This window comes from Kribbella sp. NBC_00709 (genome assembly GCF_036226565.1).
Taxonomy (GTDB): Bacteria; Actinomycetota; Actinomycetes; order Propionibacteriales; family Kribbellaceae; genus Kribbella.
In genome coordinates this window covers 5347479-5361405 of the sequence record NZ_CP108996.1, presented here as the reverse complement: position 1 = coordinate 5361405, position 13927 = coordinate 5347479, and the positions used below count along the sequence as shown (strand labels likewise).

Annotated in this window: 11 protein-coding genes; 6 read left to right on the top strand and 5 right to left on the bottom strand. The window is 67.5% G+C overall.

The genetic code is table 11. The features are described from left to right. Positions 1-65 precede the first annotated feature (65 nt). The 3 genes from OHA18_RS26440 to OHA18_RS26430 are packed head-to-tail and all read right to left on the bottom strand — an operon-like array spanning position 66 to position 5177. Positions 66-2213, bottom strand: coding sequence for an acetate--CoA ligase family protein (locus OHA18_RS26440; RefSeq protein ID WP_328997995.1), 2148 nt, complete (start codon positions 2211-2213; stop codon positions 66-68). Between the two features lie 16 nt (positions 2214-2229). Further along, positions 2230-3456: a formyl-CoA transferase gene (gene frc, locus OHA18_RS26435; protein WP_328997994.1), complete on the bottom strand. Its 1227-nt coding sequence runs from the start codon at positions 3454-3456 to the stop codon at positions 2230-2232. Positions 3457-3467: 11 nt separating this feature from the next. After that, positions 3468-5177: a thiamine pyrophosphate-binding protein gene (locus OHA18_RS26430; RefSeq protein ID WP_328997993.1), complete on the bottom strand. Its 1710-nt coding sequence runs from the start codon at positions 5175-5177 to the stop codon at positions 3468-3470. Positions 5178-5300: 123 nt separating this feature from the next. Here OHA18_RS26430 and OHA18_RS26425 point away from each other — a divergent pair, with 123 nt between their 5' ends. Further along, positions 5301-5570 carry a hypothetical protein gene (locus tag OHA18_RS26425; protein ID WP_328997992.1) on the top strand — a complete coding sequence of 90 codons (270 nt, stop codon included), beginning with the start codon at positions 5301-5303 and terminating at the stop codon, positions 5568-5570. A 505-nt stretch (positions 5571-6075) separates the two neighbouring features. Here the strand turns inward: OHA18_RS26425 and OHA18_RS26420 are convergent. Further along, positions 6076-7407 carry an OFA family MFS transporter gene (locus OHA18_RS26420; RefSeq protein WP_328997991.1) on the bottom strand — a complete coding sequence of 444 codons (1332 nt, stop codon included), beginning with the start codon at positions 7405-7407 and terminating at the stop codon, positions 6076-6078. Positions 7408-7561: 154 nt separating this feature from the next. Between OHA18_RS26420 and sucC the strand changes: the two genes are divergently transcribed. Continuing rightward, positions 7562-8731, top strand: a complete 1170-nt coding sequence (sucC, locus tag OHA18_RS26415; RefSeq protein ID WP_328997990.1) for an ADP-forming succinate--CoA ligase subunit beta — start codon at positions 7562-7564, stop codon at positions 8729-8731. Positions 8732-8733: 2 nt separating this feature from the next. Beyond that, positions 8734-9615 carry a succinate--CoA ligase subunit alpha gene (sucD, locus tag OHA18_RS26410; protein ID WP_328997989.1) on the top strand — a complete coding sequence of 294 codons (882 nt, stop codon included), beginning with the start codon at positions 8734-8736 and terminating at the stop codon, positions 9613-9615. Here sucD and OHA18_RS26405 read toward each other — a convergent pair. After that, positions 9601-10638 carry a LacI family DNA-binding transcriptional regulator gene (locus OHA18_RS26405; RefSeq protein WP_328997988.1) on the bottom strand — a complete coding sequence of 346 codons (1038 nt, stop codon included), beginning with the start codon at positions 10636-10638 and terminating at the stop codon, positions 9601-9603. The two genes, sucD and OHA18_RS26405, sit on opposite strands and share 15 nt — an antisense overlap. Positions 10639-10764: 126 nt before the next feature. On the opposite strand from OHA18_RS26405, the gene OHA18_RS26400 reads away from it, so the two are divergent. From OHA18_RS26400 to OHA18_RS26390, 3 genes are read left to right on the top strand one after another with little or no spacing between them, the layout of a single operon-like run. Then, on the top strand, positions 10765-11697 hold the full coding sequence (locus OHA18_RS26400) for a carbohydrate ABC transporter permease (protein WP_328997987.1): 933 nt from the start codon (positions 10765-10767) through the stop codon (positions 11695-11697). Then, positions 11694-12557: a carbohydrate ABC transporter permease gene (locus OHA18_RS26395; protein ID WP_328997986.1), complete on the top strand. Its 864-nt coding sequence runs from the start codon at positions 11694-11696 to the stop codon at positions 12555-12557. The genes OHA18_RS26400 and OHA18_RS26395 overlap by 4 nt, the downstream gene beginning before the upstream one ends. Continuing rightward, positions 12554-13927, top strand: a complete 1374-nt coding sequence (locus OHA18_RS26390) for an ABC transporter substrate-binding protein (RefSeq protein WP_328997985.1) — start codon at positions 12554-12556, stop codon at positions 13925-13927. Before OHA18_RS26395 ends, OHA18_RS26390 begins: the two co-directional genes overlap by 4 nt.

Below are 13927 nucleotides of genomic sequence, written 5' to 3'. Positions count from 1 at the left end.
CCAACTCGCTGACTACGACTCCCCCGCGGACTGCTTCCTCCAATCAACTGACGATCAACTGACGATCAACTGAGGCCGAGCGGCCCGGCGTTGCGGGCCCAGCGGTACTTCGCACCGAGAACCTGGACCGGGGTCTCGGTGGTGTACGGGTACGCGACCACACCGTGGTCGAACAGGTACTGCGACGCCTCCTCGACCTCGACGTCGCCGGACAGCGAGGCGACCACCGGCTTGTCGATGCCCTGGGCCCGGAACTCCTCGACCACCTCGGCAACCAGGCGAGCGAACACCATCGGCGGCGTCACGATCGTGTGCCAGTAGCCCAGGATCAGGGCGTGGATGCGCTCGTCGGACAGCCCGAGCGCGACCGTGTTCCGGTACGTCGAGGGCGGCTCGCCCCCGGTGATGTCGACCGGGTTGCCGGCCGCACCGAACGGCGGGATGAACTTCCGGAACGCGGCGTCCAGATCGGCCGGGATGTCCATCAGGGTCAGACCGTTGTCCACGCAGGCGTCCGACAGCAGTACGCCGGAACCGCCCGCGCCGGTGATGATGACGACGTTCTCGCCCTTCGGCGTCGGCAGCAGCGGGATGCCGCGGGCGTACTGGAGCATCTCGTTCAGCCCCGGCGCCCGGACCACCCCGCTCTGCCGCAGGATGTCGTCGTACACCTTGTCGTCGCCGGCCAGCGCGCCGGTGTGCGAGCTGGCCGCCCGCGCGCCCATAGAGGTACGGCCGGCCTTCAGCACGACGACCGGCTTCTTCTTCGACACCCGGGCCGCCGTCTCGGCGAACGCCCGGCCGTCCTTCAAATCCTCAAGATGCATGGCGATCAGGTTGGTGTTGTCATCGCTCTCGAAGAACGTCAGGAGGTCATCCTCGTCGATGTCGGCCTTGTTGCCTACCCCAACGATCGCCGAGACCCCCATCCGGCTGGACCGGCTGAACCCGAGGATCGCCATCCCGATCCCGCCGGACTGCGACGACAGGGCAACGGACCCGCGCACGTCGTACGGCGTGCAGAAGGTCGCGCACAGGCTCTCCGGCAGGTAGTAGTAGCCGTAGATGTTCGGTCCCAGGATGCGGACATTGTGTTCACGGGCGATCGCGACGACCTCGTCCTGGAGCGCCTGCTCACCGGTCTCGGCGAACCCGGACGGGATCAGGATCGCGCCCGCGACACCCTTCTGCCCACACTGCTCGAGCGCGCCGGCGACGAACTTGGCCGGTACGGCGAACACCGCCACGTCGACGTCACCCGGCACCTCCACAATGCTGGGGAACGCCTTCCGCCCGAGCACCTCCCCGCCGCGCGGGTTGATCGGGTAGATGTCCCCGGCGTACCCGCCGTTGACCAGGTTCTTCATCACCGAGTTGCCGATCTTGCCGTCCTCGTTGGACGCCCCGATCACGGCCACCGCGCGCGGCCTCATGATCCGGGTCATCGCGGTCAGGATCTCCTCCTGGCTGTACCGCTCGACCGGCTGGCCCGCTTCGGCGTCGACGATGATCCGGAAGTCCACCGCGGTGGCGCCCTCCGGCCCGGCCAGCACCGGGTTCAGATCGACCTCGGCGAACTGCGGGAAGTCCGTGACCAGGTCGGCCAGCCGCTTGATCAGGTCACCTATCGCGTCCTTGTCGACGGGCCGCGCGCCCCGGACGCCTTCGAGCATCTCGTGCGCATCGATCCCGTCGACCATCGCCCGCGCCTCGTCGGCCGTCAGCGGCGCGAGGCGGAAGGTGACGTCCTTGAGCACCTCGACGAGTACGCCGCCGAGCCCGAACGCGACCACCTTCCCGAACGTCGGGTCGGTGACCGCGCCGACGATGACCTCCTGCACGTCGCCGCCGGTGACCAGCATCTTCTGGACCTGTACGCCGGTGATCTCGGCGTCGGCCTTGTACGCGCGGGCATTGGCGAGGATCTTGTCGAACGCATCGCGAGCGGCGTCCTCGCTGTCCACACCGACCGCCACGCCGCCGGCGTCGGTCTTGTGCAGGATGTCCGGCGAGACGATCTTGCACACGACGGGGAACCCGATCTCGGCGGCCAGGCCGGCGGCTCCTTCGGCAGTCGTGGCCAGCCCTTCGCCCGGCGTCGGGATGCCGTACGCGTCGGCGACCAACTTGGCCTCGGGCGCACTCAACGAGGTGCGGCCGTCCGCCAGAGCCTGGTCGAGGATGGTCCGGACTGCTGCCTTGTCATAAGTCATTGCACTGGGCTCCACTTCAGATCACGCCGCTGGCTTTGAGTTCCTCGAGCTCGGCCGTGTCGATTCCGAGCGAGCCGTAGATGACGGAGTTGTGCTCACCGAGACCCGGCGAGGTCTGCACCTCGACCGGCGAGTCGGACAGCTTGATCGGGCAGCCGACGGTCTTGAACGTGCCGCGCTGCGGGTGCTCCACCTCGACCACTGCGCCGAGGTCGGCGAGGGTCTCGTCCGCGATCAGCTCGGCCGTGGACATGATCGGACCGCACGGGACGTTCAGCGCGTTGAGCTTGTCCATCACCTCGAACTTGGTGTGCTGCTCGGTCCACTGCTCGATCAACGCGAACATCTTGTCGAGCTTGTCGAGCCGTGCGGCCGGCGTCGCCCAGTCCGGATCCTCGGCGAGCTCGGGCTTGCCGATCAGGTCTGCGATCGGCGCCCAGCCCGGCGGCTGGACGATCACGTAGATGTAGTCGTTCGGTCCGCCTGGCGCGCACCTGAGCGCCCAACCGGGCTGGCCGCCACCGGACGCGTTCCCGGACCGCGGCACCTCGCTGTCGAAGTTGTCGTTCGGGTACTCGCGCAACGGTCCGTGTGTCAGCCGCTGCTGGTCACGCAGCTTGACCCGGGTCAGGTTGAGCACCGCCTCCTGCATCGCCACGGTCACCCGCTGGCCCTTGCCGGAGTGCGTCCGCTGGAACAGCGCGGCCAGGATGCCGGCGACCAGGTGGATCCCGGTCCCGGAGTCGCCGATCTGCGCGCCGGTCGCCGTCGGCGGTCCGTCCTCGAACCCCGTCGTACTCATCGCGCCGCCCATCGCCTGGGCGACCACCTCGTAGGCCTTGAAGTTCTCGTAGCGGCCCGGGCCGAAGCCCTTGATCGAGGCGAACACCAGGCCGGGGTTGAGCTCCTGGAGGCGTTCCCAGGTGAAGCCCATCCGGTCGATCGCGCCGGGGGCGAAGTTCTCCACCAGGATGTCGGCGTTCTTCACCAGGTCGGTGAAGATCTCCTTGCCCCGGTCGGACTTCATGTTCAGCGTGATGCTGCGCTTGTTGCAGTTGAGCATCGTGAAGTAGAGGCTGTCGACCTCCGGGAGGTCGCGCAACTGCTGGCGGGTGATGTCGCCGGTCGGTGCCTCGAGCTTGATCACGTCGGCGCCGAGCCAGGCAAGGATCTGGGTGCAGGACGGTCCGGACTGCACGTGGGTCATGTCGAGGACACGGACACCATCGAGGGCCTTGGTCATAACGGGTCCCCTTACTTGTACATGGTCTGGTTCATGGTTCCGGGGGCGTAGGCGTCCGGGTCGACCCAGACGTTGATCAGCGACGGCAGGCCCGACTCACGGGCGCGCTGCATGGCCGGCCCGATGTCCTTCGGGTCGCGGACCTCCTCGCCGTACCCGCCGAGCATCCGGGCGAACTCGTCGTACCTGACGTCGCCGAGGGTGTTGCCGATCCGGCCGCGGTCGTGGCCGTACTTCGCCTCCTGGCCGTAGCGGATCTGGTTCATCGAGGAGTTGTTGCCGACGACACCGACAAAGGGAAGGTTGAAGCGCACCAGCGTCTCGAAATCCCAGCCGGTCAAGGAGAAAGCGCCGTCCCCGAACAGTGCGACGACCTCCTTGTCCGGCCGCGCGTACTTCGCCGCGAGGACGAACGGGATGCCGACGCCGAGCGTGCCGAGCGGTCCCGGGTCCATCCAGTGGCCCGGCGACTTCGGCTGGACGACGCCGCCGGAGAACGTCACGATGTCGCCGCCGTCGCCGATGTAGATCGAGTCCTCGGTGAGGAACTCGTTGATCTCGTGCGCGAGCCGCAGCGGGTGGATCGGGTTCGCGTCGGACAGCTGCCGCGACAGCCGCTTCTGGTACGCCGCGTCCTCCTCGGCGCGGAGCTCCGCGAACCAGGCCTTGCGATCGGTCTTGTGCAGCCGGCCCGACGCCGCCTGCGTGACGGCGGCGAGGATCGCGCCCGGGTCGCCGACCAGGCCGAGATCGATATCGCGGTTCTTGCCGACGGTGCGGTAGTCCATGTCGATCTGTACGACGGTCGCGCTCTTCGGCAGCCGGCGCCCGTACCCCATCCGGAAGTCGAACGGCGTGCCGACGATCAGGATCAGGTCGGCGTTGTTGAACCCGTACCGCCGCGACAAGTGGAAGTGGTGGGGGTCTCCCGGCGGGAGCGTGCCGCGGGCAGCGCCGTTCATGAAGGCCGGTACGTCGAGGGTCCGCACGAACTCGGTCGCCGCATCGCTCCCGCGGGCGGTCCACACCTGCGTGCCGAGCAGTACGACGGGCTTCTCGGCCCGCACCAGCAGGTCGGCCAGCGCCTCGATGCTCGCCGGGTCGCCGATGCTCTTCGTTGACGCCCGGTAGTGCCCGGCCTCCGGGACCGTCGCGGACTCCACCGGGACCGAGTTGTCCAGGATGTCGCGCGGGATCTCCAGGAAGGACGGGCCGGGGGCCCCGGTCAGGGACTCGCGGAACGCCATCGACACCATGTCGGCGACGCGTGCGGTGTGCGGCACGGTCGCGGCGAACTTGGTGATCGGCGTCATCATGTCGACGTGCGGCAGGTCCTGCAGGGATCCCATCTTGTGCTGGTTCAGCGCACCCTGGCCGCCGATCAGCAACATCGGGCTCTCGGCGCGGAATGCGTTCGCGACGCCGGTGACCGCGTCCGTCGTCCCCGGGCCGGCCGTGACGACCGCGCACCCGGGCTTGCCGGTCACTCGCGCGTACCCGTCCGCGGCGTGGGCGGCGACCTGCTCGTGCCGGACGTCGACCACCGCGATGCCCTCGTCCACGCAGCCGTCGTAGATGTCGATGATGTGCCCGCCGCAGAGCGTGAAGATCACGTCGATCCCCTCGGCCTTCAGGGCCTTCGCGACGAGGTGACCGCCGGAGATCGTCTCCGGTTCCTTCACGTGGGTGGCGGGCTGGGTCTCCGACACTGTCTGCGCCATCTGCAGTCATCTCCTCGGAAGGCCGTCGTGCGGCTTGGTGTGTAGATTGCATACCGTATGGTGTAGTCGTAGTCTTATCCCACGCGATGGTGGTTGTCCAGAGTTCGCGTCGAGGAGGCTGTGATGACGATTTCTGAAGAGCTCGAGCGGACTCGCGCGGCACTCCTCGGCCTGGAGAAATCCCTTATGGCGTTGAGGAATCAGCTCGGTCCGCATCTCGACGTACTACGGCTGCTCGACGATCTGGAGCGCTGCACGGCGGACCTTCACCGGCTCGAGCAGCAGGTCCGCGCACCGCACCGGCCTGAGCTGATGGCGATCCCGGACGACGACTACGACCCGGACTTCTGGGCCGACGCGGAGCACGAGGGCTTGGGGCGGACGGCGCCATGAGCCGCCAGGCATTGCTTCAGTAGGTTCCTCAGCTGTACGTCGTTTGCTGCCCGGGCAGTGACCGCCACGGCCTCGGCTGCATGCTCTGTCGCGACGACCGTTCGGTAGAACGGCTCGCTCCAACGACCCAGGGCCGGCAGCCAGAACCGAGCCGCTCCCCCCGGCCGAGCTTCCGAACCCAATAGGTGCAGCGCAGTCTGATGCGACGCAGCCAACCGGTTCCGCTCGTCGCCGACGAGTTCGCCGCTGGCCAACGCCGTCGACACACAGAGCGCGACCAGGCGCGCGGAGGGCTCGAAGCCCACCGCGCTCGTGTTCATGAACTGTGGCGCCAGCGGCAATAGCTCCCGGCGGCCGGCGGAGCTGCTGTGATCGTGCGCCGCCCTTGCGACAGCGCTCAGTACGGGATGCACGCTGGCAGGACGATCGGTCCACGGTTCGCGGGCCAGGCGGGACACCAGCTCCATCACGCACGGATCTGGCCGTCGGACCTTCGCGTAGCCGTTCACTCGCCCGCCACCGGCGTACCGAGCTGTTGGCGCACCGAAAGGGCCGGTCGACCGGGTTGTTTGAGCAGCCGCACGCTCAGCGCAGTCACGATGCCAAGTAAGCCGGCGGCCAGGAACAGCGGTCGGTAGCTGACTACCGCGACCAACGACGCGGCAACACCAATGCCGAGCAGGCCGCCGACCGCCTTTGCGGAGTACAGGATCGCCTGGTTCTGCAGCAGGCTGTTCTCGCCGAAGAACTCGAGCACGAGGTTGGCCATGATCGCGTAGAACGCGCCACCGCCGAGCCCGGCGAACATCGCACACACCACGAACGACCAGCCGTTCCCTGCGATCACCAGACCGACGTGCGCGAAGCCTTCGATCATCAGTACGGCGGCCAGCACTCGACGACGGCCGAACCGGTCGGACAGGTGGCCGGCCGACGATCGCCCGAGACCGTTGACAGCGGCAAGCAGTCCGGCGGCCACACCTGCGGTCGCGAGGCCGAAGCCCGCGCTCACCGCATAGCCGGCCACCAGGCCGATGCCGAACAGCGACAGCGCCGTGCTGATTGCCAATAGCAACCACATCAGCGGAAGCGCACCGGTCCGCATCGCTTCCGCTGGGCGGTAATGCCGGACCGCGGGCGCATTGTTCGGGATGCTGCGGTTCAGCTTGCGGTCGATCGCCCATGCCTGTGCATCCAGGTCCGCAGGCCACCAGTATCTCGGCGGATCCTTCAGCAGACCGCCCGCGACCAGCACGATCAGCAGGGCGATCAGCGCGGTGAGGTCGAAGACGATCCGTTGACTCGACTCGAAGATCGTCAGCAGCGCGATACTCGGTACGGCGCCGACGGCGAAGCCGCCGGTCACGAAACCGATCGTCGCGGTACGCCGGTCCGGGAACCAGCGTGCTGACGTGGTGATGCAGGCGGAGTACACGAGGCCTGCGCCGATGCCACCGAGGAGCGCATAGCCGACGACGGCAGAGAGGTAGCTGTGCGCGTGGGCGAGGGTCGCGAGACCGATCGCGGCCAGCGTGCCACCGAGGACAACGAGCTGCGTCGGCGTTGCCCGCCGTACCCGCTGGGTCCAGGCCGCCGGGATCGCGACCAGGGCCTGGCAGGCGACGAAGATCGCCAGCAACCACAGGGTTTGCGTCGCACCCCAGCCTCGGTCGAAGCCGAGGGCGGCCGTGCCGAAGGAGTACTGCAACGGACTGATCGCGACCATGCAGGCCCAGGCGGCCCAAAGTTGCCAGCGCCGCGAGTGCCCGGTCAGTTCACGGGCGTCCTCGCCGATCCGGTACCGCCGGCCGTAGACGTCACGTACATCCCGCGTCACGTGATTCACATCGCCTCCTGACTACTGCATACCGTATGAGATCTGTGGTACTCCTTCCCGCCGGAGGTTGTCCAGACCTGAGGTGTTGCGACCTGACTCTTGTGACCAGATTGCATACCGCATACAGTCGTCTGCAGACTTCGAGGAGGCGGATGTGGACCTGATGGAGTACCAAGCCAAGGAACTCTTCGCCCGGCACGGCGTCCCGGTGACGCTCGGCCGGGTGATCGAGGATCCGGCCGACGCGGCGGACGCGGCCGCGGAGCTCGGCGGCCGGGTGGTGGTGAAGGCCCAGGTGAAGACCGGCGGCCGAGGCAAGGCCGGCGGCGTGAAGCTCGCCGCCACACCAGAGGAGGCGGTCGCGAAGGCAGGCGAGATTCTCGGCATGGACATCAAGGGGCACACCGTGCACCGCGTCTTGCTCGCCCCCGCGGCGGACATCGCCGACGAGTACTACTTCTCGTTCCTGGTCGACCGGGCCAACCGCGAGTACCTGTGCATCGCGAGCACCGAGGGCGGCGTCGAGATCGAGGAGGTCGCGCACACCAACCCGGACGCGATCGCGAAGGTGTCCATCGATCCGGCCGTCGGCGTCGACGAGGCAAAGGCGGCGGAGATCGTCGCGGCCGCCGGGTTCCCGGCCGGCGCGCGGGACGTCGTACGGAAGTTGTGGGATGTGTTCGTCGCGGAGGACGCGTCGCTGGTCGAGGTGAATCCGCTGGTGAGGCTGGGCGACGGTTCACTGGAGGCACTCGACGGCAAGGTGACCCTCGACGACAACGCGGCGTACCGGCATGCGGATCATGCGGGCTTCGAGGATCGCGCCGCAGCCGATCCCCTGGAGGCCGCGGCCCTCGAGAAGGGGCTGAACTACGTCAAGCTCGACGGCTCGGTCGGCATCATCGGCAACGGGGCCGGCCTGGTCATGTCGACGCTCGACGTGGTCGCGTACGCGGGTTCGCAGTACGGCGTGAGGCCGGCGAACTTCCTCGACATCGGTGGTGGCGCCTCGGCCGAGGTGATGGCGAACGGACTGGGGATCATCCTGTCCGACGCGCAGGTCCGCAGTGTGTTCGTGAACGTGTTCGGCGGAATCACCGCATGCGACGCGGTCTCCAACGGCATTGTGCAGGCACTCGAACTGCTCGGCGACCAGGCCGACAAGCCGCTCGTCGTCCGGCTCGACGGCAACAACGTCGACGAGGGCCGCAAGATCCTTGCCAAGGCCAACCATCCGCTGGTGACCGTGGTCGACACGATGGACGGCGCCGCGGCGCGGGCCGCGGAACTGGCCGCCGGTCTCGCCGCGCAGAAGGGACTGTAGAGATGGCGATCTTCCTGACCGAGAAGAGCCGGGTCGTCGTACAGGGCATGACCGGGTCCGAGGGACAGAAACACACCAGCCGGATGCTTGCCGCCGGCACCAATGTGGTGGGCGGCGTGACACCGGGCAAGGGCGGCCTGTCGATCGACTTCGCGAAGCGGTCGATCCCGGTCTACGGATCGTGCGCCGACGCGGTCAAGGCGACCGACGCGGACGTGTCGGTGGTCTTCGTGCCGCCACGTTTCACCAAGGGCGCAGTCATCGAGGCGGTCGATTCCGGCGTACCGCTCGTGGTCGTGATCACCGAAGGCGTACCGGTGCAGGACACTGCGACGTTCTTCGCCTACGCGCAGGCGAACGGGACGCGGGTGATCGGGCCGAACTGCCCGGGCATCATCAGTCCCGGGCGCGCCAACGCGGGGATCATTCCCGCCGATATCGCGGGACCCGGGCGGATCGGTCTGGTGTCGAAGTCGGGCACGCTGACGTACCAGATGATGTACGAGCTGCGGGACTTCGGGTTCTCCAGCGCGATCGGGATCGGTGGCGACCCGATCATCGGGACGACGCACATCGACGCGCTGCAGGCGTTCCAGGACGACCCGGACACCGACGCGATCGTGATGATCGGTGAGATCGGCGGCGACGCCGAGGAGCGGGCGGCCGCGTTCATCAAGGAGAACGTGACCAAGCCGGTCGTCGGGTACGTCGCCGGGTTCACCGCGCCCGAGGGCAAGACCATGGGACACGCGGGCGCGATCGTGTCCGGCTCGTCGGGTACGGCGGCCGCGAAGCAGGAGGCCCTCGAGGCCGCCGGGGTTCGCGTAGGCAAAACCCCCACCGAAACCGCCGACCTGATCCGCTCCGTTCTAGTCGCGGTTTGACGGCGGGGCGGTGCTTCTGCGGATGACGAGTTCGGTGGGTACGGCGACCGGCGCGTGGTGATGTTCGCCGCTGTGGATCTCGGCGATCAGGGCGTCGACGCTCTGGCGGCCGACCTCGGTGAACGTCTGGCGGACCGTGGTGAGAGGCGGCCAGAAATGGGCCGCCTCTTCCATGTCGTCGAAGCCGACCACGCTGACGTCGTCGGGCACTGCGCGACCCCGTTCGTACAGCGCGCGCAGCAGACCGAGCGCCATCTGGTCGTTCGCGACGAAGACCGCAGTCACTTGATCGTTCTCGGCGAGGCGACGGCCGGCCTCGTAGCCGGACGTCGCCGACCAGTCCCCGTCCTGCACCGGCGGCACCTCCCGGCCGTGGTCGATCAGCGTCTGCTCCCACGAGCGACGGCGCCGGTCCGCGGCGAACGACGTCGGCGGACCGCCCAGATGCCACACCGTCTTGTGTCCCAGTTCGAGCAGATGCTCGGTCGCGAGCCGAGCGCCCTGCCGCTGGTCGGTGTCGACGATCGGGTAGTCGTAGTGCGCGCTCGAGTCGACGACCACGACCGACAGCCCCTCCGGCAGCCGTACGCCGGCCGCGTCCAGGGTGTGCGCCTCGATCAGGATGATCACGCCGTCGACCGCCTGTTCCCCCAGCCGCCCGAAGGCGTTCGTCACCGCGCTCTGGGTGACATCCAGGACCGGGACCAGGTTGATCGAGTACCCGCGGATCGTGGCCGCGGTGGCGATCGCGTCGAGCGTGCGCGTCGTGCCGAAGCTGTGCAGCTCGAAGACGATCACTCCGATGCTGCGGTACTCACCGTTGCGCAGGGCGCGGGCGGCGCTGTTCGGCCGGTAGCCGAGCTGGCGCATCGCAGCCTGGACCCGGTCGCGGGTGATCGCGTCGACGTTGTGGCGATCGTTCGCGACCCGGGAGACCGTCTGCCCGGAGACGCCGGCGAGCCGGGCGACGTCAGCCATCGACGGACCGCGCCGCCGTCGCACCGTTGATTCCTCCGCTGACATCCCCGCCTCCTCAGTCGTGTCCGCAGTGTAGACATGTTGACGTAAACACGTTACCGTCGCCGCGTCGATGTTGACGTCAACATGCGCGTTGCAGGACGTCATGAGCGCGGGAGGAGGTCGACGGACATGGCGGAGTCCGTGACCCGGCAGCAGGTCAGGCCGGTGCACGTCGCCGGCAGACGGCGCAGTACGGCCGGCCGGGACGGCAAGGGGTGGATCTTCGTCGGCCCGTTCCTGACGGTGTTCGCGCTGACCTTCCTGGCCCCGATCGGGTACGCGATCTATCTCAGCCTCTATCGCAATCAGGCCTTCTTCGGCGGCCGGGTGTTCGTCGGGCTGGACAACTACACCGCGGCGCTGCAGGACCCGAAGTTCTGGGAGTCGTTCGGCCGGGTCGCGGCGTTCCTGGTGGTCCAGGTGCCGATCATGCTGGTGCTGGCGTTGCTCGCGGCGCTCGCGATCGACAGCGCGCGACTGCACGCGTCCGGCTTCTTCCGGATCGTGATCTTCCTGCCGTACGCCGTCCCTGGCGTGGTCGCCGTACTGATGTGGGGCTACATCTACGGCGACAACTTCGGGCTCGCCGCGAACCTCAACGACCTGTTCGGGACGACCGCGATCCAGCCGCTCAGCAGCAGCTGGATGCTGCCGTCGATCGCCAACATCGTCACCTGGGAGTTCGTCGGCTACAACATGCTGATCTTCTACTCGGCACTGCGCACCGTGCCGGGCGAGCTCTACGAGGCTGCGGCGATCGACGGCGCCGGGACATTCCGGACGATCCGCGCAGTCAAGCTTCCGGCGCTGCGCGGGGCGATCGTGATCGCGACGATCTTCTCGATCATCGGCAGCTTCCAGCTGTTCAACGAGCCGAACATCCTGCGCACGCTCGCGCCGAACGTGATCACGACGTACTACACGCCCAACATGTACGCCTACAACCTGTCCTTCGCCGGCCAGCAGTTCAACTACTCGGCCACGATCGCGATCGTGATGGGCGTCATCACCGCGATCATCGCGTACGTCGTCCAGCTCCGCGGATCCCGGGAGTCGCTGTGAGTACCCTGACCTCTCCCTTGCGCCCGAAGCGCTCCAAGGTACTGACCGGTGTGATGGTCCTGTACCTGCTGTACACGATCCTCCCGCTCGTCTGGCTGTTGCTCAGCGCAACGAAAACCCAGGACGACCTGCTGTCGTCACCCGGGCTCTGGTTCGGGAACAGCTTCGCGTTCTTCGGCAACATCAAGGACACGCTGACCTACAACGACGGCATCTTCCTGCGCTGGCTCGGCAACACTGTGCTGTACGTCGTCGTCGGAGCGGGTGGCGCGACGCTGCTCGCGACCGCAGCCGGCTACGGATTGGCGAAGTACAAGTTCGCCGGCCGGCGCGCGGTCTTCGCCGTACTGCTCGGGGCGGTCGCTGTCCCCGGTACGGCGCTCGCCGTACCGACGTTCCTGATGTTCTCGAACCTCGGACTGACCAACACCGTGTGGGCGATCATCATCCCGTCGCTGGTGAGCCCGTTCGGGCTGTACCTGATGTGGGTCTACGCGACCGACGCCGTACCGCACGAACTGCTCGAAGCGGCCCGGATCGACGGAGCGGGTGAGGTGCGGACGTTCTTCACCGTCGCCCTGCGGTTGCTTGCCCCGGGCATCGTTACGACGCTGCTGTTCGCGGTGGTGTCGACCTGGAACAACTACTTCCTGCCGCTGATCATGCTCAGCAAACCCAACCTCTACCCGCTCACGGTCGGCCTCACCCAGTGGAGCAACCAAGCGACCGGCGTGGGTGCCCGCCCCATCTACAACCTGGTGATCACGGGGTCGTTGCTGACCATCGTGCCTCTGGTGATCGCCTTCCTTCTACTCCAGCGGTTCTGGCAGTCCGGCCTGTCGGCAGGCTCGGTCAAGTGAAAGGCAACAAGATGAAGGCACATCGGCGAGGCACACACCGCATCCGGCAGCTGGTGGTTGCCGGAGCCGCCATCGTGGCGCTCGCAGCGGTCGCCGCGTGCGGCGGTTCGAAGACGGACACCAGCAGCGGTAGCGCGACCACGGGTTCGTCCGACGCCGTCGACGCCGCGCTCAAGGCCGGCGGTGAGATCACCTATTGGAGCTGGACGCCGTCAGCGGAGACCCAGGTGAAGGCGTTCATGGCGCAGTACCCGAACGTCAAGGTGAACTACGTCAACGCCGGGACCGGCAACGACCACTACACCAAGCTGCAGAACGCGATCAAGGCCGGCTCCGGCGCACCGGATGTCGCCCAGGTCGAGTACCAGGCGCTCCCCCAGTTCGCACTGCCCGGCTCGCTGGTCGACCTGAACCAGTACGGCTTCAGCCAGTACGAGTCGGCGTACACCGCCTCCACCTGGGCGGCCGTCCACGCCGGCACCGGTCTGTACGGTCTGCCGCAGGACTCCGGGCCGATGGCGCTGTTCTACAACAAGGAGGTCTTCGACAAGTACGGCATCGCCGTACCGAAGACCTGGGACGAGTACGTCGCCGCCGCGAAGAAGCTGCACGCCGCGAACCCGAAGGCCTACATCACCAACGACTCCGGTGACGCCGGCTTCACCACCAGCATGATCTGGCAGGCCGGCGGTCAGCCGTTCAAGACCGACGGCAAGAACATCAGCATCAACCTGGCCGACGACGGCTCGAAGAAGTGGACCGGCACCTGGAACCAGCTGGTCGAGGGCGGCCTGGTGTCGAACATCCCGGGCTGGACCGACGAGTGGTTCAAGGCGCTCGGCGACGGCACCATCGCGACGCTGCCGACCGGTGCTTGGATGCCGGGCGTGATGGAGTCCTCGGTCAAGGCCGGTGCCGGCAAGTGGCGGGTCGCCCCGATGCCGACGTACGACGGTCAGCCGGCCACCGCGGAGAACGGCGGCAGCACGGAGTCGGTGCTCAAGCAGAGCAAGAACCCGGCGCTGGCGGCGGCGTTCGTCCGCTGGCTGAACCACGACGAGGGGGTGAAGCCGTTCCTCGCCAGCGGTGGCTTCCCGGCAACGACGAAGGATCTGAAGGACACTGCATTCGTGGACAAGGCGAGCGCGTACTTCGGCGGCCAGAAGGTCAACCAGGTGCTGACCGGTGCGGCCGACAACGTCGTGAAGGGCTGGAGCTACCTGCCCTACGAGCTGTACGCGAACAGCATCTACGGCGACACCGTCGGCAAGGCGTACCAGTCGAAGTCCGACCTGAACGCCGGGCTGAAGGCCTGGCAGGACGCCCTGGTCAGCTACGGCAACCAGCAGGGCTTCCAGGTCAACGGCTGA